The sequence below is a fragment of the Duganella sp. BJB476 genome (assembly GCF_003416895.1).
In the GTDB taxonomy this organism is placed as follows: Bacteria; Pseudomonadota; Gammaproteobacteria; order Burkholderiales; family Burkholderiaceae_D; genus Rugamonas.
The window spans coordinates 320,663-344,908 of record NZ_QVIO01000007.1 but is presented as its reverse complement, the minus strand read 5'-3'; the positions used below and the strand labels follow the sequence as shown (position 1 = coordinate 344,908).

At 63.7% G+C, this 24,246-nt stretch carries 26 protein-coding genes; 11 read left to right on the top strand and 15 right to left on the bottom strand.

Features of this window, described 5'->3' with window-relative positions; translation table 11 throughout:
• Positions 1 to 55 precede the first annotated feature (55 nt).
• From pyrE to D0T21_RS25665, 3 genes are all read left to right on the top strand, one after another.
• A complete protein-coding gene (gene pyrE, locus D0T21_RS25675; protein ID WP_020704822.1) occupies positions 56 to 733 on the top strand; it encodes an orotate phosphoribosyltransferase in 678 nt (225 codons plus the stop codon).
• Positions 734 to 808: 75 nt separating this feature from the next.
• Entirely contained in the window at positions 809 to 1,180 is a 372-nt protein-coding gene (locus D0T21_RS25670; protein ID WP_116992230.1) for a hypothetical protein, read from the top strand.
• Positions 1,180 to 2,037, top strand: coding sequence for an alpha/beta fold hydrolase (locus tag D0T21_RS25665; protein ID WP_116992231.1), 858 nt, complete (start codon positions 1,180 to 1,182; stop codon positions 2,035 to 2,037). The genes D0T21_RS25670 and D0T21_RS25665 overlap by 1 nt, the downstream gene beginning before the upstream one ends.
• Positions 2,038 to 2,039: 2 nt before the next feature.
• On the opposite strand, the gene D0T21_RS25660 is transcribed toward D0T21_RS25665, so the two are convergent.
• The 4 genes from D0T21_RS25660 to D0T21_RS25645 all read right to left on the bottom strand — a co-directional run bounded on the left by D0T21_RS25660 (position 2,040) and on the right by D0T21_RS25645 (position 5,769).
• Positions 2,040 to 3,308, bottom strand: coding sequence for a M56 family metallopeptidase (locus D0T21_RS25660; protein WP_116992232.1), 1,269 nt, complete (start codon positions 3,306 to 3,308; stop codon positions 2,040 to 2,042).
• The gene (locus tag D0T21_RS25655) at positions 3,305 to 3,676 is read right to left on the bottom strand and encodes a BlaI/MecI/CopY family transcriptional regulator (RefSeq protein ID WP_116992233.1); all 372 of its coding nucleotides are present in this window, start codon (positions 3,674 to 3,676) and stop codon (positions 3,305 to 3,307) included. The genes D0T21_RS25660 and D0T21_RS25655 overlap by 4 nt, the downstream gene beginning before the upstream one ends.
• 114 nt (positions 3,677 to 3,790) lie before the next feature.
• Positions 3,791 to 5,095, bottom strand: coding sequence for an ATP-binding protein (locus D0T21_RS25650; protein ID WP_116992234.1), 1,305 nt, complete (start codon positions 5,093 to 5,095; stop codon positions 3,791 to 3,793).
• Positions 5,092 to 5,769, bottom strand: a complete 678-nt coding sequence (locus tag D0T21_RS25645) for a response regulator (protein WP_116992235.1) — start codon at positions 5,767 to 5,769, stop codon at positions 5,092 to 5,094. Before D0T21_RS25645 ends, D0T21_RS25650 begins: the two co-directional genes overlap by 4 nt.
• Before the next feature lie 194 nt (positions 5,770 to 5,963).
• Here D0T21_RS25645 and D0T21_RS25640 point away from each other — a divergent pair, with 194 nt between their 5' ends.
• From D0T21_RS25640 to D0T21_RS25630, 3 genes are read left to right on the top strand one after another with little or no spacing between them, the layout of a single operon-like run.
• On the top strand, positions 5,964 to 6,542 hold the full coding sequence (locus tag D0T21_RS25640) for a porin family protein (protein WP_116992236.1): 579 nt from the start codon (positions 5,964 to 5,966) through the stop codon (positions 6,540 to 6,542).
• A gap of 7 nt (positions 6,543 to 6,549) precedes the next feature.
• Entirely contained in the window at positions 6,550 to 7,314 is a 765-nt protein-coding gene (locus D0T21_RS25635) for a MipA/OmpV family protein (RefSeq protein WP_116992237.1), read from the top strand.
• Between the two features lie 5 nt (positions 7,315 to 7,319).
• Positions 7,320 to 8,000, top strand: a complete 681-nt coding sequence (locus D0T21_RS25630) for a hypothetical protein (RefSeq protein WP_116992238.1) — start codon at positions 7,320 to 7,322, stop codon at positions 7,998 to 8,000.
• Here the strand turns inward: D0T21_RS25630 and D0T21_RS25625 are convergent.
• Positions 7,989 to 8,567: a nucleotidyltransferase family protein gene (locus tag D0T21_RS25625; RefSeq protein WP_116992239.1), complete on the bottom strand. Its 579-nt coding sequence runs from the start codon at positions 8,565 to 8,567 to the stop codon at positions 7,989 to 7,991. The genes D0T21_RS25630 and D0T21_RS25625 overlap by 12 nt on opposite strands.
• 150 nt (positions 8,568 to 8,717) lie before the next feature.
• Between D0T21_RS25625 and D0T21_RS25620 the strand changes: the two genes are divergently transcribed.
• Both D0T21_RS25620 and D0T21_RS25615 read left to right on the top strand, forming a co-directional pair.
• Positions 8,718 to 9,755 (top strand): 5'/3'-nucleotidase SurE, encoded by a 1,038-nt coding sequence (locus D0T21_RS25620; protein ID WP_116992240.1) that lies wholly within the window; start codon positions 8,718 to 8,720, stop codon positions 9,753 to 9,755.
• A complete protein-coding gene (locus tag D0T21_RS25615) occupies positions 9,752 to 10,390 on the top strand; it encodes a hypothetical protein (RefSeq protein WP_116992241.1) in 639 nt (212 codons plus the stop codon). The genes D0T21_RS25620 and D0T21_RS25615 overlap by 4 nt, the downstream gene beginning before the upstream one ends.
• 33 nt (positions 10,391 to 10,423) lie before the next feature.
• Here D0T21_RS25615 and D0T21_RS25610 read toward each other — a convergent pair whose 3' ends face one another.
• The 10 genes from D0T21_RS25610 to gatC all read right to left on the bottom strand — a co-directional run bounded on the left by D0T21_RS25610 (position 10,424) and on the right by gatC (position 21,158).
• A complete protein-coding gene (locus tag D0T21_RS25610) occupies positions 10,424 to 13,384 on the bottom strand; it encodes a sensor histidine kinase (protein WP_116992242.1) in 2,961 nt (986 codons plus the stop codon).
• A 47-nt stretch (positions 13,385 to 13,431) separates the two neighbouring features.
• Positions 13,432 to 13,827 carry a hypothetical protein gene (locus D0T21_RS25605; protein ID WP_116992243.1) on the bottom strand — a complete coding sequence of 132 codons (396 nt, stop codon included), beginning with the start codon at positions 13,825 to 13,827 and terminating at the stop codon, positions 13,432 to 13,434.
• Positions 13,828 to 13,850: 23 nt separating this feature from the next.
• Positions 13,851 to 15,812, bottom strand: a complete 1,962-nt coding sequence (locus D0T21_RS32115) for a DUF4253 domain-containing protein (RefSeq protein ID WP_116992244.1) — start codon at positions 15,810 to 15,812, stop codon at positions 13,851 to 13,853.
• 16 nt (positions 15,813 to 15,828) lie between these two features.
• Positions 15,829 to 16,629: a lysozyme inhibitor LprI family protein gene (locus D0T21_RS25595; RefSeq protein ID WP_116992245.1), complete on the bottom strand. Its 801-nt coding sequence runs from the start codon at positions 16,627 to 16,629 to the stop codon at positions 15,829 to 15,831.
• Positions 16,626 to 17,111 (bottom strand): GNAT family N-acetyltransferase, encoded by a 486-nt coding sequence (locus D0T21_RS25590; RefSeq protein ID WP_116992246.1) that lies wholly within the window; start codon positions 17,109 to 17,111, stop codon positions 16,626 to 16,628. The genes D0T21_RS25595 and D0T21_RS25590 overlap by 4 nt, the downstream gene beginning before the upstream one ends.
• A 110-nt stretch (positions 17,112 to 17,221) precedes the next feature.
• A complete protein-coding gene (locus D0T21_RS25585; RefSeq protein ID WP_199538563.1) occupies positions 17,222 to 17,539 on the bottom strand; it encodes a DUF5615 family PIN-like protein in 318 nt (105 codons plus the stop codon).
• Positions 17,523 to 17,741 carry a DUF433 domain-containing protein gene (locus tag D0T21_RS25580; protein ID WP_116992247.1) on the bottom strand — a complete coding sequence of 73 codons (219 nt, stop codon included), beginning with the start codon at positions 17,739 to 17,741 and terminating at the stop codon, positions 17,523 to 17,525. The genes D0T21_RS25585 and D0T21_RS25580 overlap by 17 nt, the downstream gene beginning before the upstream one ends.
• A gap of 101 nt (positions 17,742 to 17,842) precedes the next feature.
• A complete protein-coding gene (gatB, locus tag D0T21_RS25575; RefSeq protein ID WP_116992248.1) occupies positions 17,843 to 19,303 on the bottom strand; it encodes an Asp-tRNA(Asn)/Glu-tRNA(Gln) amidotransferase subunit GatB in 1,461 nt (486 codons plus the stop codon).
• A gap of 24 nt (positions 19,304 to 19,327) precedes the next feature.
• Positions 19,328 to 20,800 carry an Asp-tRNA(Asn)/Glu-tRNA(Gln) amidotransferase subunit GatA gene (gene gatA, locus D0T21_RS25570; RefSeq protein ID WP_116992249.1) on the bottom strand — a complete coding sequence of 491 codons (1,473 nt, stop codon included), beginning with the start codon at positions 20,798 to 20,800 and terminating at the stop codon, positions 19,328 to 19,330.
• Between the two features lie 55 nt (positions 20,801 to 20,855).
• The gene (gene gatC, locus D0T21_RS25565; protein WP_116992534.1) at positions 20,856 to 21,158 is read right to left on the bottom strand and encodes an Asp-tRNA(Asn)/Glu-tRNA(Gln) amidotransferase subunit GatC; all 303 of its coding nucleotides are present in this window, start codon (positions 21,156 to 21,158) and stop codon (positions 20,856 to 20,858) included.
• Between the two features lie 274 nt (positions 21,159 to 21,432).
• On the opposite strand from gatC, the gene D0T21_RS25560 reads away from it, so the two are divergent.
• From D0T21_RS25560 to mreD, 3 genes are all read left to right on the top strand, one after another.
• Positions 21,433 to 22,476, top strand: coding sequence for a rod shape-determining protein (locus D0T21_RS25560; protein WP_008445008.1), 1,044 nt, complete (start codon positions 21,433 to 21,435; stop codon positions 22,474 to 22,476).
• A 92-nt stretch (positions 22,477 to 22,568) separates the two neighbouring features.
• Complete coding sequence (gene mreC, locus D0T21_RS25555) at positions 22,569 to 23,705, top strand: rod shape-determining protein MreC (protein ID WP_116992250.1); 1,137 nt, start codon at positions 22,569 to 22,571, stop codon at positions 23,703 to 23,705.
• Positions 23,702 to 24,214, top strand: a complete 513-nt coding sequence (gene mreD / locus D0T21_RS25550; protein WP_116992251.1) for a rod shape-determining protein MreD — start codon at positions 23,702 to 23,704, stop codon at positions 24,212 to 24,214. Before mreC ends, mreD begins: the two co-directional genes overlap by 4 nt.
• Positions 24,215 to 24,246: the final 32 nt, after the last annotated feature.

The window sequence follows — 24,246 nt, the reverse complement described above, 5'->3', positions numbered from 1 at the left end:
TTGGAATGCGCTAGTGTAGCGTTAAAATACAGGCACTTTACAGAAATGAGGCAGTATGACGAATCCACTGAACCCCCTGCGCCAGCAATTTATCGAATTTTCGGTCAAAACCGGTGTGTTGCGCTTCGGCGACTTCACCACCAAGGCCGGGCGCCAGTCGCCGTACTTCTTCAACGCCGGCCTGTTCCATGACGGCGCGACCTTGGCCCAGCTGGCCCAGTTCTACGCGCAGACGCTGCTGGACTCCGGCGTCGAGTTCGACATGCTGTTCGGCCCCGCCTACAAGGGCATCACGCTGGCCTCGGCCACGGCGGTGGCGCTGGCCGGCAAGGGCCGCAACACCTCGTTCGCCTTCAACCGCAAGGAAGCCAAGGACCACGGCGAAGGCGGCACCATCGTCGGTGCCAAGCTGCAAGGCAAGGTCGTCATCATCGACGACGTGATCTCGGCCGGCACCTCGGTGCGCGAATCGGTGGACATGATACGCGCCGCCGGCGCCGAACCCTGCGCCGTGCTGATCGCGCTGGACCGCATGGAACGCTCGGGCAAGGACGACCAGCTGTCGCCCAGCTCGGCGGTGCAGGAAGTGGCCAAGGCCTACAACATCCCGGTCATTTCGATCGGCAACCTGGACGACCTGTTCAGCTACCTGAACGGCGCCGGCGCCGATCCACAGCTGTTGCAATACAAGGACGCCGTGGCCGCCTACCGCACCCGTTACGGCATTGCCTAACTAGCCATATTGCTAGACTTTGAAATTTCTTTGATGTAACCTCATTCGGTATACCGGAGACCAAGGGGCAAACCCATGAACATCGCAACACTGAAGGTGCACGGCGACGACGACGGCCTGTACGACATCCGCGACGGATTGCCGACCGAGCCGGACAGCGACTGGGAAAAGGGCGACGTCAAGCCCGACGGCCGGGTGCGCCTGGATTCGGGCTTCTATGTGGCCGTCGGCGCCGACCAGAACCCGGACCAGCTGCTCAAGCAGATCCGCCATTACCTGGCCGAGTGCCAAGCGCGCGGCATCCACTTTGAGCGTTCCGATGTCGCGGCCGAGCTGCGCATCTCCTTCACCACCGAACGCGGCGAAGCGACCCCCAGCCTGGACTTCACGCTGGCCGACCTGAAGCTGCTGGTCGACATGGGCATCAACCTGAGTATCACGGCTTGATGCGGTTCTCCGAAGACCGCCTGGCCAGCTTCCGCGCCGGTCCGCAGGCCGAGCGCCGCGTCCACATCTGGGAACCGGCCGCGCCGCGCGCGGTGATCCTGGCCATCCACGGCGGCATGGCGCACGCGGGCGACTACGTCACGCCGGCGCTGTACTTCCGCCAGCACGGCATCGCCACCGTGGCCTACGACTTGTGCGGCCACCAGGATGCGCGCCGGGTCGACATTCCCGGCTTCGGCGTCTTCCTGGACGACAGCGTGGCTTTCCTGCAGTGGGTCAAGCAGCAGTATCCCGGCTTGCCGGTGTATGTCATGGGCCATTCGATGGGCGCGCTGATCGCCACCCACCTGGGCCTGGGCCACTTCGCCGGCGACGCCGCCATCAAGGGCTTCATCCTGTCGTCGCCGTACTATGTGAACGCGATCAAGGTGTCGCCGGTGCTGCTGGCGCTGGCCGGCGTGCTGGGCGCGCTGGCGCCGCGCATGAAGGTGCCGCTGGCGCCGTTGACCGACATGCTGACCCACGACAGCGCCATCACCGCCCGCCATCACGACGATGAACGCGACGGCGTCCGCGCCACTGAGATCACGGTCCGCTTCGGCAACGCGCTGACCCATGCCCAGCAAGGGCTGGCGCCGCGCATGGCCGGCTGGACGCATCCGCTGTTCGCGGTGGTGGCCGGCGACGACAAGCTGGCCGACGCCGATGCGGCGGAGAAGATGCTGAAATCGGTGCCGCCGGCGCTGTTGACCTACCAGCGGCATCCGCAAAACTACCACGAGAATTTCAATGAGCTCAATCGCGAGCAGATCTTTGCCGACATCCTGGCGTGGATGGCGTTAAGCCCCGCCCACTAGATTTACTTCAGCACCCACACGTACTGCATCTGCATCCACGATTCCACCGGCTTGCCGGCGCTGGTGGCGGGCTTGAACGAGCACTTCTCGATGCCGGTGCGGGCCGCTTCGTCCAGGTCCGGATGGCCGCTGGATTTCGCCACCTGCGATTCTTTGAACTTGCCGTCGGTGCCGACCAGGAACTTCAGCGTCACGGTGCCGGTCTCCTTCCGTGCAATGGCGCCTTCCGGCCATTTCGGCTTGCTGCAGGTGCTGAAGTCGGCGACGGCATGCACGTTCGCCACGGCGGCCTTGTCGGCGGCCACCGCCTCCGCGTAAATCGACATGCAGGCCAGCGCCAACCCCAGCATCGGCAAGGCGGCTTTCCAGTTCAGGGCCTGCGGGGCAGGGCGGCACAGACGTTGAATACGATCCATCAAATTTCCTCCGTTGGCCGCTTGGGCCAGGTGGTGAGTTGAGAACTGGAGACGCTCCAGCTCTGAAAGTGCAAGGGCCAGACGCCGCGGTTCGCCGAGCTGCCTTGCTGCGAAATCGTCTGCGATCAGTTCGCGTTCGATGCGAATGCGGCGCGAGATCCACCAGACGGCAGGGTGGTAGAACAGCAGCGTTTCGATCACGTTCTGAAGCAGGTTAATCAGGTAATCATGGCGTTTGATGTGCGCCACTTCGTGCGCCAGCAGCGCCTCCAGCAGATCGGGCGGCATGCCCGCCACCAGCGCGGCCGGCAGCAGCACGATAGGACGCCACAAGCCGGCGGTGATCGGGCTGGACACCGTGTCGACGATGCGCAGCCGCACCTTGCGGCCGATGCCGAAGCGCTCGGCGAGGCGCGCCAGGCTGGCTTCCCAGCGCAGTTGGTCCTGGCGGTGGCGGCAGTCGCAATGCTTGGCGGCGCGGTCTATCCACAGCAGGCCGAGTACCATGCGCAGCGACAGCACGATGGCGCACAAGGCCCACAGGGCGACGATGTCGCGCACCGAGTCGCGCAGGTCGAACGGCTGGCCGTTGCCGACGATGGACTGCGCGGCCAGCCGCAGCATGCCGGTGCCGATCACGCCGGTGATGTCGGCGCCGCCGGTCATGCGCTGATACAGTTCAAGCGCCGGCCAGCACAGGCAGGCCAGCAGCGCCGAGCAGGCCACCAGATAGCGGTATTCGGCGCGGCTATTACGCAGCAAGGTCAGGGCAACGGCGGTGGCGCAGCCCAGCAGCAGGCCTTGCCACAGGAAGTGCATCAGCGTCAGGCCGAGGGCGAAAATGAAGGCGCTCATTTCTTTTCATCCTTGAGGATTTTCTCGATCTCTTCGCGCTCCTTCTTCGAGATGCCGGAGCGCAGCGCCGCCAGCACCAGCGCCTTGGCCGAGCCGGCGAAAGCCTTCTGCATCAGGTCCTTCAGCAGATTGGTTTGCAGCGCGTCCTGCGCCTGCGCCGGCGCGTAGATGTGCGAGCGCTGGCTTTCGTCGCGGATCAGGATGCCCTTGGTGTGCATGATCTGCATCAGTCGCAGCACGGTGCCGTAGGCTAGCTCCGGTTTCTGTTCCAGCATGGCCTCGTGCACCTGCTTGGCGGTGGCCGAGCCGAGTGGCCACAGGGCTTGCAGTAGATCGAGTTCGGCGGCGGTCGGTTTGGGTATGCTCATGATGTGTCTCTTGTGGGCTTGCTAAAGTATTTGTAGATTAGTCTGTCTAGACAAAAATGTATACTTTAATTTCCAGCGCCGCCACAGCGTGTTGCTTAGCGTAGACAGGATTGTCTATAAAGTGATGGTGATGCGGGCGCCGCCCAGAGGCGAATCGTCGATGGCGATGGCGCCGCCGTGCAGCTGGACGGCTTTGGCGGTGATGGCGAGACCCAGGCCGTAGCCGCTGGCGGCGTAGTCCTGTTCGCGGGCCAGTCGGTAGAAGGGTTCGAACACGCGCTCGCGCGCCTCAGGCGGGATCCCGGGGCCGTCGTCCTCCACCGTGATGTGCACGGCGCTGCCATCGCGTTCGGCCGACAGCACGACGCGCGAGACCGCGTACTTGGCGGCGTTGCCCAGCAGGTTGTTGACGGCGCGCGCCAGCAGGCGGGCGTCGCCTTGCAGCTCGCCCAGGCCTCCGGCGATGCTGGCGCTGAACTGCTGTCCTTGCGCCGGGGACTGCGGCGGCGCGCAGCCTTGCAGCAGCGGCGCCAGCGAGAACAGCTGGCGCGGCATGGGTTGCGCCTGGTCGAGCTGCGTCAGGCCCAGCAGTTCGTTGACCAGCGTTTTCAATTCGTCGACATCGGTCTCCATCGCCACGATGCGTTTTTGCAGCGACGGGTCGTCGGCCGCGTGGCGCTCGCGCAGCAGCTCCAGGCCGAACTCCAGCCGCGCGATCGGCGTGCGCAGCTCGTGCGACACGGAGCGCAGCAGGTTCTTGTGCGCGTCCATCAGCAGACCGATACGCTCGGCCATGTCGTTGATGCGGCAGGCCAGCGGCGCTATGCTCGACGCCGGCCGCACCTCGGCCCGCGCCGCCAGGTTACCCTGGCCGAAATCGTCGGCCACCTTCGACAGCGCCAGCAAACCGCGCCAGTGCCGGCGCGTCCACCAGCCTATCGGCACCAGCAGGAACAGCGCGATCACGCCGAAGCGGATGGCTTCCATGCTCAGCGCCTGGCCGATGTCGATCGGCAGGCGCTGAGCGTGGATCACGTCGTCGTCGCTACCGATGTAGCGCGCGCCGGTGGTGTCGACGCGGCGGTAGAACGCCTTGCCGCCGACGTCGATGATCACCGCGCCTTGCAGCAGCTGCTCGCGTTTGGAGGGGGGCAGCGCCGCCAGTGCCGTTGGCAGCGGCTGCAGCTCCAGCGTGGCTTCGGACACTTCGCGCACCTTGTTCAGGCGCGGCAGCCATTCGTCGCTGGGCGCCTTGTCGATATACTGCTCCAGCAGGAAGATCTGGCCGGCCGCCTGGCGGCGCGCGATCTCCTCCAGCGGATCGCCGAACAGGCGGCTGAAGGTGAAGTAGATCGCGCAGGTCGCCAGCGTGATGGCCAGCATCACCAGCAGTGCAAAGCGCCAGAAAAGACGGTTCATTCCCAGGCCGAGGGGCTGAACAGATAGCCTTCGCCCCAGACGGTCTTGATACGCTCCGCGCCGCCGTCGCCGAACTTGCGGCGCAGGCGCGAGATGCAGTTGTCGATGCTGCGATCGAGGCCGTCGAATTCGATGCCGCGCATCTTGACCAGGATGTCGTTGCGCGACATGACCTTGCCCGAGGCGTCGGCCAGGATCACGAACAGTTTGAACTCCGCGCTGTTCATCGCCACTTCCTCACCGCGCCAGTAGACGGCGCGGTTCTCGCGCGAGATGCGCAACTGGCCGATGACGATGTCGTTGTTGGCGGCGCCGCTGCCGCGCCTTTGCAGTGCGCGCAGGCGCGCCAGCAGCACGCGCGGCTGCACCGGCTTGTTGACGTAGTCGTCGGCGCCCTGTTCGAGGCCGGAGACTTCGTCGAAGCTGTCTTCACGCGCGGTCAGTATCAGGATCGGCACGGCGCTCAGTTGGCGCAGCTGGCGGCACACCACCAGGCCGTCGACGCCGGGCAGGGTCAGGTCGAGTATCACCAGGTCCGGCTGGGTATCGCGGAAGTGGTCGAGCGCGCGGTCGCCGCGTGTCACCACGTCGACGGCGTAATCGTATTCGTCCAGGTATTCCTTGACCAGCGCGGCGAGCCGCGCATCGTCTTCCACCAGCATTACACGCTGCATCGGGCCTCCATTTCGCAGGTATTGTAGTGGAGCGCGGCGCCGAAGTGGCATTTTCGACAATCGGGTACACATTCGTACACTTTTTATACAAATGACGCCTACAAATTGAGGACAATTCAACGACAGACCGAGGCGGATTCCGCGACGAAGGGTGCCTACCATTGGAGGCTCTTACTTCAACCTGGAATCGGAACATGAAAAAGACTGTATGCAGTGCCCTGATCGCTCTTGCCGCAAGCCCTCTGGCGCATGCCGAAGGGGTGTATGTTGGCGCCAATGTCAGCGGCCGGACCGACGGCAGCGTCAAATATACCGAGAACGGCGTGACGACCGATCACGGCGCGGTCAAGAAGGCGACGCCATTGGGGCTGTTTGCGGGATATGATCTGTCGCCGGTGTGGGCACTGGAAGCCGGCTATCGCAACGACAGCAGCTCGACCAGCTTCGACATTAGCCCCGGTTACCAGCTCAAGACGCGCGTCAGCACGGCCTACCTGGCGGCGCGGGGGACGTGGAAGCTGAGCGAGGACTGGGCCCTGTTCGGCAAGGCGGGTGTGGCTCAGGGACGCCTGAAGATGGATATCAGCGGCAAGGATGCGCCACCGGGCGAGTCGGCGCACAAGACCGGCTTGTACCTGAGCGTGGGCGCGTCCTACCTGATCACCAAGGACGTGGCGTTGCAACTGGAGTTGGAACGCAGCGATAAACTCAAACACGAAGGCCTCACCGCCGGCACGAATCGTCTCGCCTTGGGCGTGCGCTTCGGTTTTTAAGGAATTCATGAGCAAGCTATCCCCGTTATTTTTGCTGCTGGCCGCGAGCGGCCCGGCGTTGGCCGAAAACACCACCGAATTGATGATGCCCGATGGGAGCAAGGATATGTACGCGGGGCTGGCCTTCACCACCAGGACAGCTGCTGCGGAGGGCGAGACGCGCCCGGTGATCCTGCGGCCGCTGCTCCAGGTCCAGTGGAGCAACGGCATATTTGCGTCGGCCAGTGGGGTGCTGGGCATGCACCTGTCACAAACAGCGGGCGTGGAATATGGGCCGCTGATCTTTGACAGCAACTCGCGCAACCCAAGCGACAGCTGGCGGCTGCGTGGCACGCATCCGGTCAGGGGGACGCTCGATGGCGGGGGCTTTTTTAACTACTACCTGGGTGACGAGGCGCGCGTGACGTCGAACCTGATGTACGACACCAGCGCACATGGTTTCCGTGGCCAGGTCGGCGTGCAGAAAACCTTGCCTTCGCCGGCACCGCACCACACGGTGACGCTGTCGGCCGGTGTTTCGCTGGCCAGCGATCCGGTGATGCGCGAGTTGTACGAAGTGAGCACTACTACCGGCGGCGTGCGCAACTACCGTCCTTCCGCCGGCGTGATGTCTGCAAGCGCGGGCGTCAACTGGAACTGGGCTTTGAGCAGCAACTGGCTAGTCAACAGTTCGGTGACCGGCACGCGGCTCGGCAGTGGACCGGCCGGCGCTCCCTTTGTCGATCGCCGCAATTTCATCACCTGGTCCAGTGGACTGGCTTACCGGTTTTAATCGGCATGTTCAAACTCCTCCTGCTCTGTTTCGCCTTGCTGCCGGCTTTCGCCAGCGCGCAGGAGGACTCCGACTGGGTCGAGTATCGGGAAGCCTATCGCCAGATGATCTGGTTCGAGAAATACGGCAAGCCCAAACAGTTTTTGCAGAACCACTTCCGGATCCGTCCGCGCGACAAGAGCGTGGCCATGGATGGCTTGCGCTTGACCCTCAACAGCAAGGCCACGCACCTGGCGCTGCCGCTCGATGCGCTGGGGCGCGCCGTGTTCCCGTTTTCCAAAGCAGCGTATGACGACAACGCGGAACTGACCGTGAACCGCAAGGCGGGGCAGCTCAGGTCCGGCGCCTGGGTGTCCATCGTGACGCGGCCGGACGGCGTCTATGCGGCCGCCGACCTGCGCACCGCCTGCGATCAATTGCTGGCCTACCTGCGCTATTCCGGCGAGGCGGCGGGGAAGAGCTGCGCCGGCGTGCAGTTCTCGTATCCGAAGAGTGACAGCTCTCAGGTGCAGTTCCATGCGGCCGGTGGCGCCGTCACCATGCTGGCGGCGAAAGAGGGGCCGGCCTTCACGGGCGACGTGGTCGCCAGCTTCAGGGTATTCGTCTACCGCTTCGCCGCGCTGCCGGAGGCGGGGCAGATCGTCACCAGCAGCACGCCGCTGGCGATTGCCGCGCTACTGGAATGACTCGATAGCCAGCAGAGGCCAGCGCTGCGCAAAGCGTTTGGAAACGACGCGGTGACGGTAAGTGCCGGCATCGGCGCGGGCCGGGTTATGGCGCACGCGCAGTCCGAATAGATCTTCCAGCCCGTGCGGAGCGATCACGCGGATGGTGCCGTCCGCCGCGAGCGCCACGCCGATGCAGGTCGCGTATTCCGGCCAGGTCGCCACGCCTTCTTCCAGCGACAGCAGCGGCGCGACCTCGCGGCCGAATTCGCGCATGAACCATGTGTGGACGTGCGCCTGGTTGGTCACTTCCCATTCCAGTCCCGGCATCAGCTGCCGCAGCCGCGCTTCCAGTTCCGCGTCGCGCTGCGGCGGCGCGTCTGGAGCGAAGTAGACCAGGTCGACGTCGGCCAGCGGCGTGGCGAACGCGTGGCCGTGCAGCGCGTCCCACACCAACGTGCGCACCGCGCCCGCGCCGATGCACCAGCTGTCCAGTGCCAGGCTGCGGGCGGCCGACAGTGCGGCCATCAGCTCCGCCGAGGTACGGACTAAGTCGAGCAGGCGTTGCTCCAACGAGGACGATTTCATTGTGCGGCAGCCCTGGCGGGGAATTGAAAAACACATCATATCGTGGCTGCCTCTTTATAGCTGGTATAAGCGTGGCTGACGGTCGTGTCACGCTGTCGTAACACGTCGTCAATACACTTCCGCGTTCTTATTCATTCGACAGGAAGTGCCATGCCATCCTCCCTCTTCAACAGCGCCGCGCGCGCCATCGCCTTGTGCGGCGTTTTTGCCTTGCCTGCCGCGCCGGCTTCCGCGCTGAACATCCTGCTTTGCAACGACGACGGCATCACCGCCGCCAACCTGCGCGCGCTGAAAACGAAGCTGATCGCCGCTGGCCATAGCGTGGCGGTGGCGGCGCCTATCGACAATCAATCGGGCCGCGGCGGCTACATCGCCTTCCTGACCCCGATCGGCGCGCTGACCGGCAAGGAGCGCGGTGCGCTGGCGCTGGGCCTGGCCGCCGGCGCTCCCGGCGTGGGCGTCGATGCCGGCGATGCCGATGTCTCCTACGTCAACGGTACGCCGGTTGCGGCTTGCCTGTACGGCGTCGACGTACTGGCCAAGAAGAAGTGGGGCGGTGCGCCCGACCTGGTGATCTCCGGCCCTAATGAGGGCAACAACACCGGCGCGATCAACGCCAGCAGCGGTACTTTCAATAACCTGGTCTACATGATCAATCGCGGCTTGCCGGCAATGGCCGTCAGCGACGCCACCACTACCCAGGTCACCTGGAGCGCCGCGCTGCCTGCGTCGCATCGTGTGTATGAAGTGGCCGGCATCGTCGTCAAGCTGGTTGATACGCTGATCGCCAACAAGGCCAAGGCTGGCGGACTGTTGATGCCGGAAGGCGTGGGCTTGAACGTCAACGTGCCGGACTTCAGCGCCGGCGCCGGCGCGGCGCTGCCGTATCGCTTCACCCGCATCGGCAAAGCCAGCAGCTACCTGCCGGCGTTCTACGAGAAACTGTCGGACAGCCCGCTGGCGGTGGCCTCCGGCGTCAACTTCCCTGTGCCGGGCATCAGCCTGGCCACCGGCGGCACCGTGCTGCCGAGCGGCGTAACGCTGCCCAAGGATACCGCCGCGACGTCGGAAGACAATGTGATCGCCACCAAGACTGCGGTGACGATTTCTCCGGTCGAAGGCGTGCCGCAAGCCCGCCGTGCCTTTGAGGACGCGATGAAGATCAAATTGAACGGGATCGCGCAATGAACAACTCGATGAAGGCGGCCTTGCTGGTCGTGGTCGCGGGCCTGGCGGGATGTAATGGCTCGACCAATAACGAGCCGCCCCCGACCAGCAGTGTGCCAACGCTGGGCGAGGGTGCGCTGCAAGGTTATGCCAATGGCGATACGCTGTCTGGCGCCAGCATCTACACCAACAAGGATGGCAAAGGCTATGTGCTGCTGTCGGCCGACGGCGACGGCGCCGCCACGGTGATGCATGTGGTGGATGGCAGCAAAGGCCTCCGCGTACCGGTGGCCAGCAGCGGCATGGTGACGCTGGCCTACGACCGTACCCAGGCGGTGGTATTGAACGCGCTGTCGGCGTCCAACGCGGCCGGCAGCTATCAGGTGCTTATCGGCGGCAAGCCTGCGCTGTTCACGGTGGCGGCCGATGGCGCCATCAGCGCGGGCGGCAGCGACTGCAAGCTGTCCGGCAAGGTGGACTTCACCGCCACCTACGGCGGTGCGGCGGCACTGACGTTGACCGCCAGCGGTTGCGGCAGTTCCGCCGAAGGCAGCTACAAAGGCCTGGCGCTGGCATCGGCCGACGCGGCGCCCGCCGCACTGCAACTGGTGGGCGAAAACGGCAGCGCGGTGCTGGACTTGCTGGCTTATCGCTGATGTCTGCCGCCGCGCATGCCGCAGCAGGCCGGTTCAGTAGGCCGTCCTGCCGGGAACCGTTGCGGTGACTGTGGTGCCAGCAGCCGGTGTGCTGTCGATCTCCAGGCTCGCACCGATGCTGTTGGCACGCTCCTGCATCCCCACCAGGCCCCAGTGGCCGGGCCGATGGCCCGCTGCGGCGACAGCATCGTCCAAACCCCGGCCGTTGTCGCGAATGCGCAGGACGAACGAGGCGGCGCCGTATTCCAGTTCAAGCGCGATCCGGCCGGCGTCCGCGTAGCGTGAGGCATTGAACAGCGCTTCGCGCGCGATCGCGTAGATCTCTTCGTGTACTGCCGGGCGCAATTGTCTCGGCGTGCCTTGGACCTTCATCTCAAACACATGCGAGCGATGCTCGGCCAGTCCTTTGCCGAACTGCTCCAAGGTCAGTTCCAACGCGTCCGGCGAGGCCGAAGCCCTCAGATCCATCACCTGATCCCTTCCTTCCACCAGCAGTTGTTCCGCCAGGTTGAGCGTCTGGTCCAGGCGCGTTCGCTCCTTCGTGCCTTCCTTCAGACTCCGGCTATGCCCGTCGAAGGTCATTAACAAAGCCTGCATGCTTTGCAGCAGCGTGTCATGCAACGCGCGCGCGATGCGTGTGCGCTCCGCCAGGCGCTCATTCAGTCGTTCCTGCATCCGCCGCGTCAGGTAGCGTATCCGCAGCGCGTAGGCGGAGTACAACAGCAATAACCCCAGCGCCACCAATAACAATTTAAACCAGCCACTTTGCACGAACGTTGGCGGAATCTCTATCTCCAGCACCGCGCCTTTGGTGTTCCAGAAATTGTCCTCGTTGGATGCCGTGACTTCAAAGCGATATTTACCCGGCGCCAGGTTGGTGTAATAGGCTTGCCGGCGGCCGACCGGCTCCTGCCACGCGTGATCCAGGCCGATCAGCCGGTAGCGTACGCGCACGCGCTCGGGAATCGACAGGCTCAGGGCGGTGAAGTCGATTTGCAGGTTCTTTGTGCCAGCAGGCAGGCCGAGTTCAGGTCCGGCAGGGAGGGCGTGGCGCACGCCGTCGGTGAGCACGCTGACGACTTCCACCGGCGGCGCCAGCGGATTACGCAGGATGTTGGCCGGATCGATGGTGCCGACCGAGCCCGTTGTCGCGTACCACAACACGCCGTCGCGCGAGCGCAGCAGCGACGGTACCGGCCGCAATTGCGGCGCGTGGCCCTGCATGCCGTCCTGCGCGTCGAAGCGTTCGAATGGCACGGCGGTACGGCCATCTTTTAACCACGCTTGCACATCGGCGGCGGCGACGCGATACAGTCCATCCGCGCCATGCAGCCACAGGTCGCCATTTGGCAGCCTGACGATGCCGGACACGCCGCGAAAACTCTCATTGCGTTCGCCATGCAAGGCGACGAAGCGGCCTGCGCGATAGAGGGCGACGCCATTTTCTCCACCCGCCCACATCGCCTGGCCATCGAAGTAGACTTGCATGATCGTGCCCAGTTGCAGGCCATCATTCGAACCTAGCGTGCTGACCGCGCCGCCGTTGACCACGCTGATCTGGCTGCGCAGATGCGCCATCCATAAATTCCCCTGGCCATCGCGGGCCATGGAAGTGGTCAGCAGATCGGAGAGGCCGTGCAATCCGCCTGACTTGATCCATGCGCCGTCGACCAGCTTGTACACGCCTTTGCCGGATGAAAACGAAGCCCACAGGGCGCCGTCGCGATCCTGCTGCAGGGCGTGGACGCGCAGTCCTTTCAGTTCGGGCGGATAGGGGATCGCCGTCACGGCGCCATCGCGGCCGCGCCGCTGCAGCGCTTCTGTGCCGCCCAGCCACAGGATGCCGTCCGGGCTCGTGTAGCTGGCGGTGAGCGGTCCCACCAGTTCGCGGCTGATGCGCCCTGCGGGACCGTACTTCCAGAGATCGCTGGCATAGTCTCCCACCCAGACATCGCCGTTCGGCGCGGCGACCAAGGCCGGATACTCCAGTTGCTTGTCCACGGGCATAGTTCTCAGGCGATTCGGGCGCAACCGGTCTATGCCGCGCGATGTGCCGATCCAAAGATTGCCTTCCCGGTCCTGGAACCTTGTGCTGAGCAGCGGGCCGCTGAGGCCGTTTTCCTTGGACAGACGCTGATCAGGCAGGCTGGGCCCGGCCGGCGCCAATTTGCGCTCCAGGCCATCGACATGCATCATCCACATCGTCCCCTGGCGATCGAAGTGCATGCCATAGCCTTCGAGTTCCGGCTTGACCGGCTCGCTGGCGGGCGGCTGCGTTGAGCGCACCCGGTAGTAGCCGTTTTTAAAATTGTTGCCCCATAGCGTGCCATCCGGCGCCTCGCATAGCCAGACCAGCGCAGTGCGCGGCCATGCCTGGGTGAAGCGGGTTGCGCCGGGGCTGCGAAAGTAGGCGCCCGAGTTGGTGCCGATCCAGGTCGTGCCATCGCGGGCGAACAAAATCTGGAATACCCCCATGGCCGGCAACCCCACTTCGGGCCCCAAATATTGGAACCGGCTGCCGCCGGCCGGCAGCACCGCCACGCCATCGCGCATCGCCGCCCAGATCGCACCATCGGGCGCCGCTTCGATATGCATGACGCCGACGGGATGCAGGCCGTCCGGCTCCACATAGGTATGCGCGCCATTCTTCCTGAACACGGACACGCCACCGACGCGGTAGCCTGCCCAGACCGCGCCGTCGGGCGTGGTGGTCAGCGCCATGATGTTGCTGGACTCGAGCGGCTGGCCGTAGACCTTGTCGGTGCGCTCGAAATGCACGCCGTCAAAGCGATACAGGCCGGTAGGCGTGGCGATCCATAACCAGCCGTCGGGGCCTTGAGCGAACTTCGTCACGCTTGTTGGTGCGCCATCCAGTTCGGTCCAGGCCGTGTGGGTGTAATCGGTGAGTAACGGGCTTGGCTCGGAGGCGTTGCTGAAGTGCAGCCCGGCGATCAGAAGTAGAAAAAGCGAGGCGTTGAGTGCGCGTAAAATCATGAATCGGGACTTGCTCTGCAACAGTTAAGTGTGGGATTTATTTTCGTTCATTTTGGCGGTCTTCTGTTCCCCCAGCCGACGACCTGATGCTCTGGCGGCGACGCCACAATATAGGCGAACGATGCCGCCTCCGAACCGTTTGGGATTCGCCAGTAGTGAACCACATCTCCACCCTCAATGAATTGCCCGATGTATTCCAGGTCCGAGGCCTTGATTGCGCCGGGTTCTGACAATAGTCTTCCGAATTCGCGTCTGACATACCGCGGGAGTTCGCGTTCATCTTCCTCGCTCAGTCCGGTCTTCCCGAACCACGGGGCGTTCTCGATAACCGCTTCATCCTTCCGCATCTCATCGAGGGTAGCTTTCGCCGGAGCGTGGTCCTCCGTCCTTGAGCAGCCGGCAAGTACTATTGTAGCGACGATGGCAACTACAGGGATACGCATTTGCATTCTCCGACCGCGATGTATTAATCCCACCAGAAATACCAGTAGCGTGAAGCCAGTAGAGAACTGGCCAGCTTGCCTGTGCTGCCCACACCCTGCTCAACGATATCATCGCAATAAGCGGTATGCTCGCGAGCAAGACGCAAGGCTTCGGCCCGCTCGGCACACGGCCTGGCGACTTCGCACTCGACGACGCTATCCGTGACTACCAGCGGCTCTGCCTCAAAGCGCTCCGCCCAGGACGCGTGCAGCGCAGCGTGGATGTGCGGCTCCGGGCAACCGTTCCAGTTCCCATAGCCGAGGCGCGCAAATAGCTCGAACGGTTCGTCCACCGTGACCAGGCCGATGTAGATTTCGTCCATCAAACGTCCTGGCAAGCCTTCGTAGAGGCTTTGCGGCGCAGCCTGGGGCGCGATCGCTTGCTTCGGCCAACTTGCCCTTGCCGGCGCATGCTCCTTGAGCCAGGCTTGCAAGTCGAATCCGCGCGCCCGGGCGATGCACGCCGCGCCGCCGTCGGCTGGCGGTTCTATCATCTGTTTCAACTTCGCCACAGCGACGGCGCCACCGATCAAGAACGGGTAGGTGCCGCTGCCTTCGGCGTAGGCACGGCGCAACTGCGCCACCAGCGCCATCGCGTCCGGCCCGAACACACGCAGCGTCTTGAAAGCGCCGTGGTCTTGCGGCGTTTGGTGGGACGGCGCCACCACGCCCTGATCGGCCACAGGCGCCGGCTGCAAGACACCGTTATCGGGCAGGATGCCATGCTCGTCCAGCGCAGCAATAAGCGGATGGTCGAAGCGGTTGACCATGATGGGCGCGACCAGCCCGATCAACTGCCGGGCTTCACTATGCTGTCCACCACGGCTCAGGGCCACCGCCCACCAACCACAGCAAAGGCCGAAGATGGGCCAGGATGCCGGTCCCGACCGGGCGCCCGCGAGCAGCCCTTGCATGGCGGTAGTCAGCAAACCCAAGGCGCGGTCTTCGTTGCGGCGGCAGGCCAGCAAGCCTTCGACGAAGGGCAGGAAATGTTGCACATTGTCCGGCAGGCTGGCACGGTCCAGTGTGGCGAGTATGGCGGCGGCGCTGTCGGGCGATCCGAATCGCGCCTCAAGCAAGGCCGTGTCGAGGTGTACGAACGGCGCGCCGTCGGACATGGCATCGGCCTGCGCCTTGTAGTGCATGGCCGTCGCGAAGGCGCCGGCATGAACGCAGACACCGGCCAGCCGGCCTTCGAGCTTGCCAGGTTCTGCCAGCACCGGCATGCCACGCCATGCTTCCAGTGCCGCCAGCGCATCTGCCAGTTGTCCTTCCACGGCGCGCGAGGTGGCGTCGCGTACGGCGATATCCCAGAGGATCGTCTCTTTGCCTGCATTCGCAAACGTCTGGTGGGCGCGTGCCACCAGCGCGCGCACGCGTGCATTGTCGCCCAGCGCGCCGGCGGCGATGATTGCGCGATAGAGCTCTGTCAGTGCCGCATTCTTGCCCACTTCGGGTTGAACGAACTTGATGTCGGCGATACTCGCCAGCAGCTCGGCCACCGGATCGCGTGGCGCCGGTTCCTGCAGCGCCTGCGCCGGTGCAAGCAAGCGCGCGCGTAGTTCGGCGACGGAATCGCGCCAGCCTTCCGCATCGCCGCTTTCCTCCCACAAGGCCATCAGTTCCGAATTTTCGCCCAGCACCCGCACAAGCGCGCGCTCGGCTTGGGCGACGAGTGGGTCCGGTACCTCGATGCGTGTGCGCAATACCCAATCGTCGACCGGCTCGCTATAGGCGTCGCGCTTGCCCGCGTGACCGCGCAGGCGCGCGATCGTTTCGACGGCTGCCAGCACAACTTCACCATCGCCGGCGTCGAGCGGTCCTTCGCCATCCAGGACCTGGCCTATCGTGTCTCGCACCAGGCTCAGATCTTCACTTTCGGCCAGCGCAAACGCCCAGTCACATGCCGTGTCGTTGCCGAATGCGTCAACTGCCCAAGCACCCATGGTTTACTCCTTCATTTTAGCGCTCCGGTATCCAATTCCTCAGCCGGTCGTTTTGGGTCTGGTATTGCCTGCTCAGGCAGACGTCGATGTCTGCGGCGGGCGCGCAGGTGGCGTCACGCTCTTTCAGCCATTTGCGCTGGAAGTCGCGCAGCTGGTCGCGGTCGCCGATAGTGGCGTAACCTTGGCGCAGTTCCTTGACCAGCTTGGCCAGCGCCAGATCCTGCCTGGCCAGTGCCGCATCGGCGCAGATGGTTTTTTCGACCTTCGTGGTGGCAGCCTTGCAGTCGTAGGACGGACCGTCGGCTGCTGGCTCGAAGCGTGCCGTGGGTTTGAATTGCGCGGCGTCCATGCTGGTGCTGGCGCCGCTGCGGTCGAAGAATTCAACGCTCACCGGCGCGACGTCGTTGGCGCTCATCCAGTCGATCAGCGCGCGGCGCGCTGGCGCTGGAATCTGTTGTGCGGACAAGCTGTTGGAGCCGAGACGCAGTTCGCCGTCGATGATATTCGCGCCAAGGCCCTGGCCGGTCTGGGTGTCGATCCAGAAGAAGCCCTTGAACGGGCAGGCGTGCGCCTCGCAGGCCGAGATGCTGACGTAGCGTTTATCCGCCACAAACACCGGCTCCGGCGGGCCACCCAGGCCAGGCAGCACTTCCCTGGAAAATTTGCCGGGAAGGCGAGTCTCGATCAGCGGCTTGGCGCGCTTGTCCCAGATGAAGGCATTGCTCGACTTGCCTTCGTAGCTCAACGGCCAGTCGACCGTGGTGGCGTCGGCCAGCGTGGACAGCGTCAATGCCAGCAGGGCAATCAGTTTTTTCATTGGGCTTCCGTAAAGAGGCGCTTGAGCTTACGGCCGCCGGTGATTTCGAAGCCGTGGCGCTCGTAGAACGCCAGGCTGCGGTCGTATTCCGGCAGCGGCGGCGTGCAAACTTCCAACCGGTTCCAGCGCCGCTTGCGCGCCAGTTCGGCGGCGGCGTTCAGCAGCAGGCCGCCGACGCCGTTGCTGCGGAAGGGCGGGGCGACGAAGAATTCCTGCATGGTCGCCAAGGCGCCTTCCGCATACAGCGCGCGGCCTTCGGAGATGCCGACGAAACCGATTGCCTCGCCTTCCGCAATCGCGATCAGCGCGAGGTATTTTTCTTCGCGCAGCAGTGCGTGGCACAGGCTGGCGGTTTTTTGCGGGTCCAGGTTGAAGGTCTTCACGCCCAGGCGTTGGGAGATTTCCTCGGTCAGCGCAACGGCCATCGCGGCGATCGCGGCTGCATCTTCAGGAACGGCCAGGCGTATTCTCGTATCGGTCATTGCGTTGATTCTTTAGTCGTAAGGTTAAACAGGATAGCAGTTTGCGATCCGCGAATACTCGCGCTTTATCACAGCCCAGGCTTTTTACCGTTAGAACGGCCGTTCTGCGGTCAAGTGATCCGGGTGAGCGTGCAAGGTGTCAGGCGCGCAAGCGCCTGTGTGAGGCCGGGAATGAGCGGCAACAACGCGTTTAATGCGTTCGAAGGTGTATCCAGTACTACGACGGCTATCGGAAAATGACTTAAATTTTGCTGATGCTGGATGTTTTTATCGACAGTGACGAACGCGTCGAAATGTGAGGCTGCCTTTGCAAGTAGCGCCCCATTTTTCATGCCACTCCAGCCGCTTTCGCTCACTGTGGAAACCGTGTGATTGGGCAGATGTCGCCGTAGTCCGGCAGGGACCGACTCGTCAAGCAGCACGCGCATGATCAAGCAGTCGGCTCTTTGCCGCCTCTATGACTGCCACGGCCATTTCTCGGGAAACAGTGGGGAAATCTGCCAAGAACTCATCTAACGAGGAAGGCCCAACCAGATAATCGAAAAGGTTTTGCACGGGAACTCTTGTCCCTTCAAAGCAAGGAACGCCGCTCATGATTTCTGGATCGCTCTTGATATACCTAGTATTCATTGCAGACTCCTGTAGGGAAAGTCTAGCATATTCGGGGGCCAATAAAAACGCCCCACAAGTTAGCTAACTGTGAGGCGTTTGCAAACCCATTGTCGAAGGTATTAGCCGGCCAGCTTGGCTTTCAGCAGCTCGGTCAGTTGCGCCGGGTTGGCTTTGCCGCGCGAGGCTTTCATCGCCTGGCCGATCAGCGAGTTGAGCGCCGCTTCCTTGCCCGCGCGGTACTGCTCCACCGATTTCTCGTTGGCGGCGATGACGTCGTTGACGATCGCTTCCAGCGCGCCGGTGTCGGAGATCTGCTTCAGGCCCTTGGCTTCGATGATGGTGTCAACCAGGTTCTCGTCCGTGGACTTGGCTTCCCACATGCCGGCGAAAACTTCTTTCGCGGCCTTGTTGGAGATGGTGCCGTCGGCGATGCGTTTCAGCATGGCGGCCAGCTGCACCGCCGATACCGGCGATTGATCCAGGTCCACGCCTTCGCGGTTCAGGGTCGACGAGACGTCGCCCATCAGCCAGTTGGCGGCGGCCTTGGCGTTTTCCTTGCCGGCTTTGTCCACCACGGCGACGAAGTAGGTCGCCATCGCTTTCGACGCGGTCAGCACCAGCGAGTCATATTCCGGCAGCGCGTATTCGCTGACGAAGCGCTCGCGCATGGCGGCCGGCAGTTCAGGCATCGAGGCCTTCACCTGCGAGATCCACGCGTCGGAGATGACCAGCGGCGGCAGGTCCGGGTCAGGGAAGTAGCGGTAGTCCTGCGCGTCTTCCTTGCTGCGCATTTCGCGCGTTTCTTTGCGGTCCGGGTCGTACAGGCGGGTGGCTTGGACCACCTTGCCACCGTCTTCGATCAATTCGATCTGGCGGCGTACTTCGACGTGCACGGCTTCTTCGATGAAGCGGAACGAGTTCAGGTTTTTGATCTCGCAGCGGGTGCCGAGTTTCTCGTCGCCTTTGCGACGCACGGAGACGTTGACGTCGCAGCGGAACGAACCTTCCTGCATATTGCCGTCGCAGACGCCCAGCCACATCACCAGCGAGTGCAGGGCCTTGGCGTAGGCCACGGCTTCCGCTGCGCTGCGGATTTCCGGCTCGGAGACGATTTCCAGCAGCGGCGTGCCGGCGCGGTTCAAGTCGATGCCGCTCATGCCGGCGTAGTCTTCGTGCAGCGATTTACCGGCGTCTTCTTCCAGGTGGGCGCGCGTCAGGTTGACGGTCTTGGTGACGAATTCGCCGTCCTTCTCGTAGCCGAAGGTCAGCGAGCCGCCGATGACGACCGGGTCTTCGAACTGGCTGATCTGGTAGCCTTTCGGCAGGTCGGGATAGAAGTAGTTCTTGCGGGCGAAGATGGACGCCGGAGCGATCTTCGCGCCGACCGCCAGGCCGAAGCGAATCGCGCGATCCACCGCCTGCTTGTTCATCACCGGCAGCACGCCTGGCAGCGCCAGGTCCACAGGGCTCGCTTGCGTGTTGGCTTCAGCGCCGAACTTGATCGGCGATCCGCTGAAAATTTTAGATTCGGTCGTGAGCTGCACGTGGTTCTCAAGACCGATGACGACTTCCCATTCCATATGATTCTCGCTGTATTTTTTAAGTTAGATGCCGGCGGGTGCGCGGGTGTGCCAGTCGGTCGCCAGCTGGTACTGGTGGGCGACGTTCAGCAGTTTCGCTTCGCCGAAATGCTTGCCGATGATCTGCAGGCCCACCGGGCGGTTCTTGGCGCCGAAGCCGACCGGAATCGACATGCCAGGCAAGCCGGCCAGGCTGGTGGACAGCGTGTAGATGTCGGCCAGGTAGGCGGCCACCGGGTCGTCGGACTTGTCGCCCAGGTCCCAGGCCACGGTCGGCGCGACCGGTCCCATGATGACGTCGCAGACGGCGTTCGGGCCGTTCAGCACCGCTTCGAAATCCTGCGCGATCAGGCGGCGGATCTTTTGCGCCTTCAGGTAGTAGGCGTCGTAGTAGCCGTGGCACAGCACATAGGTGCCGACCATGATGCGGCGTTTGACTTCGGCGCCGAAGCCTTCGGCGCGCGTGTTCTTGTACATTTCCTCAAGACTACCGTAATTCGCAGCGCGGTGGCCGTAGCGCACGCCGTCAAAGCGCGACAGGTTGGACGATGCTTCGGCCGGAGCGATCATATAGTAGGCCGGGATGGACAGCGCGGTGTTCGGCAGCGAGATGTCCACCAGGGTTGCGCCCATTTCGACGTACTTGGCCAGCGCTGCGCGCACGGCGTCTTCCACGTCCCTGGCCAGGCCTTCGCCAAAATATTCCTTCGGCACGCCGATGCGCAGGCCTGCCAGCGGCTGGCCCAGTTCGCGGGTGTAGTCTTCGTCGATGCCGCCCATCTCAGGCGTCAACGAGGTCGAGTCGCGTTCGTCGAAACCGGCCATGGCGTTGAGCAGCAGCGCGCAGTCTTCGGCGGTTTGCGCCATCGGGCCGCCCTGGTCCAGCGACGAAGCGAAGGCGATCATGCCGAAGCGCGATACGCGGCCGTAGGTCGGCTTGATGCCGGTGATGCCGCAGAACGCAGCCGGTTGGCGGATCGAACCGCCGGTGTCGGTGCCGGTGACGGCCGGCGCCAGGCGCGCGGCCACGGCGGCGGCGGAACCGCCCGAGGAGCCGCCAGGCACGGCGCTTTTATCCCACGGATTTTTCACCGCGCCGAAGGCCGAGTTTTCATTGGCCGAGCCCATGGCGAATTCGTCGCAATTCAATTTGCCCAGCGTGACCATGCCGGCCGCGCGGAATTTTTCCACCACGGTGGCGTCGAACGGGCTGACGTAGTTGGCCAGCATTTTCGAGCCGGCGGTCGAGCGCCAGTCGCGGGTGACGAAGATGTCCTTGTGGGCGATCGGCACGCCGGTCAGCGGGGTGGCGGTGCCGGCGGCGATGCGGGCGTCAGCTTCTGCCGCTTGCGCCAGCGTCAGCGCGCGGTCCACGTGCAGGAAGGCGTTCAGGTCGCTCTTTTCGATACGGTCGAGGAAGTGCGTCGCCAGTTCGGTGGCGGTGATGGCTTTGCTTTGCAGCAGCGCGGACAACTCTTTAATGGTTTTGGTGTGCATGGCGTTTCAATTCAGATTCGATGATCAGGGAGAGGGCGGGGCGTCGACGCCTTCCTTACTCGATCACTTTCGGCACCAGGTACAGCCCGTCCTGGGTCTTGGGCGCGACGGCCTGGTAGTCTTCGCGGCGATTGGCTTCGGTGGCCACGTCTTCGCGCAGGCGCAGGGCGATGTTATTCATGTGCGCCGCCAGCGGGTGGCTCAGTGGCGCGACGCCGTCGGTATCGACCGCCTGCATCTGCTCGGCCAACGCGAAAATGCCATTCAATTGGCCCAGCGCCGTAGCGGTCTGCTGCTCGCTCATCTCAAGTTGTGCCAGTTTGGCAATGCGTGTTACGTCGGATAGGGTCAGGGACATGGCGAATGGCGCGGACGGGCCGCGCAAGGTTTAATTGTTATATTGATAAAAAACTGGAAATTCTGCCTTTTCGCTGGCAAAAGCAAAGGATTGCCGCTTAACTCGCGGACTCAACCGATACACTTTTGGCGGGATTTTCGGCAAATCGCATTCAAATTATAAGGTAGAATGGCGGGTTGATGCGTTGACGGCGCTGAATCATTGCTGCCGCCGCGTCACCACAGGATTTCTTTCTAACGGCTTACGCGCACACCAGTAGCGCCACAGGACACACATGTTTGGTTTTTTACGCAGGTATATTTCCACCGATCTGGCCATCGACTTGGGCACGGCCAACACTTTGATCTACGTTCGCGGCCAGGGCATCGTCCTGGACGAGCCATCGGTCGTCGCGATCCGCCAAGAGGGCGGTCCTAACGGCAAGAAGACGATCCAGGCAGTTGGTAAAGAAGCAAAGCAGATGCTGGGCAAGGTCCCGGGCAACATCGAGGCGATCCGCCCGATGAAAGACGGCGTGATCGCCGACTTCACCGTCACCGAACAGATGCTCAAGCAGTTCATCCGCATGGTGCACGACTCCAAATTCTTCCGTCCTTCGCCGCGCATCATCATTTGCGTGCCGTGCGGCTCGACCCAGGTTGAGCGTCGCGCGATTCGCGAATCGGCGCTGGGCGCCGGCGCTTCGCAGGTCTACCTGATCGAAGAGCCGATGGCTGCGGCGATCGGCGCCGGCCTGCCGGTGTCGGATGCTACCGGCTCGATGGTGGTCGACATCGGTGGCGGCACCACCGAGGTGGGCATCATCTCGCTGGGCGGCATGGTGTACAAAGGTTCGGTACGCGTGGGCGGCGATAAATTCGACGAAGCCATCGTCAACTACATCCGCCGCAACTACGGCATGCTGATCGGCGAACAGACCGCGGAAGCGATCAAGAAGGCCATCGGTTCGGCCTTCCCGGGTTCGGAAGTGAAGGAAATGGAAGTCAAGGGCCGCAACCTGTCCGAAGGCATCCCGCGCTCGTTCACGATTTCGTCCAACGAGATCCTGGAAGCGCTGACCGACCCATTGAACAACATCGTCTCGGCCGTGAAGAACGCGCTGGAACAGACGCCGCCGGAACTGGGCGCCGACATCGCGGAAAAAGGCATGATGCTGACCGGCGGCGGCGCGCTGCTGCGCGACCTGGATCGTCTGCTGATGGAAGAAACCGGCCTGCCGGTGCTGGTGGCGGAAGATCCGCTGACCTGCGTGGTGCGCGGCTCGGGCATGGCGCTGGAGCGGATGGACCAGCTGGGCTCGATCTTCTCCTACGAATGATCTGACAAGACGGGGCCGCGAAACAGCGGCCCCGATGCATTGGGATGAGTTGACAGTCTCGTTGGCGCGCGAGCGCCGGATTATTGGAAGTCATGGAATACAGTCCTCCGCCACTTTTCAAGCAAGGCGCCTCCGCCCGCGTCAAGATGACGGTATTCGCGTGCATATCGATTGCACTGCTGCTGGTCGATTCACGCATGCACACCTTGACCACCGTGCGCAAAGCGGCGGCCACCGTGCTGTATCCGCTGCAAATGGCAGCCTTGCTGCCGCGCGACGCCATCTACGGCGTCGGCGATTATTTCTCCACCTTGTCGGCGCTGGAAAAGCAGGTGCGCGAGCTCAAACGCCAGCAGATCGCCGGCGCGCTGGTGCTGCAACAAGCCCAGCTCCAGACCGCTGAAAACGGCCAGCTGCGCCGCCTGATGGACGCGCGCGAACACCTGCCGGTGAAGTCGATGCTGGCCGAAATACTGTACGACGCGCGCGACGTCAACAGCCGCAAGGTGATTCTCGACCGCGGCACCCAGCAAGGCGTGGCCCTCGGCCTGCCGGTGATCGACAACCAGGGCGTGGTCGGCCAGGTCACGCGCGTGTTCCCCTTTACTTCCGAAGTGACGCTGCTGACCGACAAGGAGCAGGCCATTCCGGTGCAGCTGCTGCGTAACGGCTTGCGCAGCGTGGCCTATGGACGCGGCAAGTCCGGCGCGCTGGAGCTGCGCTTCACGGCGCCCAACGCGGACATCCAGGTGGGCGACATCGTCGTCACCTCGGGCCTGGACGGGGTCTACCCGGCCGGCCTGGCGGTGGCCCGGGTGAGCCAGGTGGAAAACAGCGCGGCCGGTTCCTTCGGCGGCGTGGTGTGCCAGCCGCTGGCCGGCATCGCCAACAACACGCAGCTGCTGATTTTGATGTCGACGCCGGAGATGCCTCCGCGTCCGCCGGATGAGGAGCTGCGCGCGCTCAAGAAGCACAACAACAAGATGGCGCCGATCAAGGAGGCGCCGAAAGAGGGCGTCGATCCGGCGCCGGCCGGCACCGCACCCGCGCCTGCGCCGGCCGGTCCGCCCGGCCTGATGCCGGTGATGCCGCCGCCAGCGCCCAAGCCTGCACCGGCCGCCACACCGGCTGCCAATGCCCCAACCAATGCCGTCAAACCCGCTACCGGTACGCCTGCACCAGAGCAGGCCGCTCCGCCGGCCGCCCCACCGAAGGAACCGGCACGATGAACCGTCCCCACTATATCCTGCTGCCGGTCAGCCCGCTGTTCATCGCCTTCAGCCTGTTCTGCGCTTTTCTACTGAACCTGCTCCCCTGGGGGAACTTCATCGGCGTGCCGGACTTCGTGGCGCTGGTGCTGGTGTTCTGGGGCGTGCACCAGCCGCGCAAGGTCGGCATCGGCACCGCGTTCTTCCTCGGCCTGTTGATGGACGTGCATGACTCGACGCTGCTGGGCGAGAACGCGCTGGCCTACACGCTGCTGTCCTACTTCGCGATCATGCTGCATCGCCGGGTGCTGTGGTTCCCGCTGCTGACGCAGGCCATGCACGTGTTCCCGCTGCTGCTGATGGCGCAGTCGGTGCAGCTGGTGGTGCGCTTCTTCGTGTCCGGCAAATTCCCCGGCTGGTTCTACTTTGTCGAAAGTGTGATCGCCGTGGCCCTGTGGCCGCTGGCGACCTGGCTGCTGCTGGCGCCGCAGCGCCGCGCGGTGGACCGCGACCACACCCGCCCGATCTGACGCCCCGGTCGAGAAGTGACTGAGCACCGTGA

Coding starts and splice junctions, on each gene's coding strand:
- pyrE (WP_020704822.1), top strand. CDS start 56: ATGACGAATCCACTGAACCCCCTGCGCCAGCAATTTATCGAATTTTCG.
- D0T21_RS25670 (WP_116992230.1), top strand. CDS start 809: ATGAACATCGCAACACTGAAGGTGCACGGCGACGACGACGGCCTGTAC.
- D0T21_RS25665 (WP_116992231.1), top strand. CDS start 1,180: ATGCGGTTCTCCGAAGACCGCCTGGCCAGCTTCCGCGCCGGTCCGCAG.
- D0T21_RS25660 (WP_116992232.1), bottom strand. CDS start 3,308: ATGAGCGCCTTCATTTTCGCCCTCGGCCTGACGCTGATGCACTTCCTG.
- D0T21_RS25655 (WP_116992233.1), bottom strand. CDS start 3,676: ATGAGCATACCCAAACCGACCGCCGCCGAACTCGATCTACTGCAAGCC.
- D0T21_RS25650 (WP_116992234.1), bottom strand. CDS start 5,095: ATGAACCGTCTTTTCTGGCGCTTTGCACTGCTGGTGATGCTGGCCATC.
- D0T21_RS25645 (WP_116992235.1), bottom strand. CDS start 5,769: ATGCAGCGTGTAATGCTGGTGGAAGACGATGCGCGGCTCGCCGCGCTG.
- D0T21_RS25640 (WP_116992236.1), top strand. CDS start 5,964: ATGAAAAAGACTGTATGCAGTGCCCTGATCGCTCTTGCCGCAAGCCCT.
- D0T21_RS25635 (WP_116992237.1), top strand. CDS start 6,550: ATGAGCAAGCTATCCCCGTTATTTTTGCTGCTGGCCGCGAGCGGCCCG.
- D0T21_RS25630 (WP_116992238.1), top strand. CDS start 7,320: ATGTTCAAACTCCTCCTGCTCTGTTTCGCCTTGCTGCCGGCTTTCGCC.
- D0T21_RS25625 (WP_116992239.1), bottom strand. CDS start 8,567: ATGAAATCGTCCTCGTTGGAGCAACGCCTGCTCGACTTAGTCCGTACC.
- D0T21_RS25620 (WP_116992240.1), top strand. CDS start 8,718: ATGCCATCCTCCCTCTTCAACAGCGCCGCGCGCGCCATCGCCTTGTGC.
- D0T21_RS25615 (WP_116992241.1), top strand. CDS start 9,752: ATGAACAACTCGATGAAGGCGGCCTTGCTGGTCGTGGTCGCGGGCCTG.
- D0T21_RS25610 (WP_116992242.1), bottom strand. CDS start 13,384: ATGATTTTACGCGCACTCAACGCCTCGCTTTTTCTACTTCTGATCGCC.
- D0T21_RS25605 (WP_116992243.1), bottom strand. CDS start 13,827: ATGCGTATCCCTGTAGTTGCCATCGTCGCTACAATAGTACTTGCCGGC.
- D0T21_RS32115 (WP_116992244.1), bottom strand. CDS start 15,812: ATGGGTGCTTGGGCAGTTGACGCATTCGGCAACGACACGGCATGTGAC.
- D0T21_RS25595 (WP_116992245.1), bottom strand. CDS start 16,629: ATGAAAAAACTGATTGCCCTGCTGGCATTGACGCTGTCCACGCTGGCC.
- D0T21_RS25590 (WP_116992246.1), bottom strand. CDS start 17,111: ATGACCGATACGAGAATACGCCTGGCCGTTCCTGAAGATGCAGCCGCG.
- D0T21_RS25585 (WP_199538563.1), bottom strand. CDS start 17,539: ATGCGCGTGCTGCTTGACGAGTCGGTCCCTGCCGGACTACGGCGACAT.
- D0T21_RS25580 (WP_116992247.1), bottom strand. CDS start 17,741: ATGAATACTAGGTATATCAAGAGCGATCCAGAAATCATGAGCGGCGTT.
- gatB (WP_116992248.1), bottom strand. CDS start 19,303: ATGGAATGGGAAGTCGTCATCGGTCTTGAGAACCACGTGCAGCTCACG.
- gatA (WP_116992249.1), bottom strand. CDS start 20,800: ATGCACACCAAAACCATTAAAGAGTTGTCCGCGCTGCTGCAAAGCAAA.
- gatC (WP_116992534.1), bottom strand. CDS start 21,158: ATGTCCCTGACCCTATCCGACGTAACACGCATTGCCAAACTGGCACAA.
- D0T21_RS25560 (WP_008445008.1), top strand. CDS start 21,433: ATGTTTGGTTTTTTACGCAGGTATATTTCCACCGATCTGGCCATCGAC.
- mreC (WP_116992250.1), top strand. CDS start 22,569: ATGGAATACAGTCCTCCGCCACTTTTCAAGCAAGGCGCCTCCGCCCGC.
- mreD (WP_116992251.1), top strand. CDS start 23,702: ATGAACCGTCCCCACTATATCCTGCTGCCGGTCAGCCCGCTGTTCATC.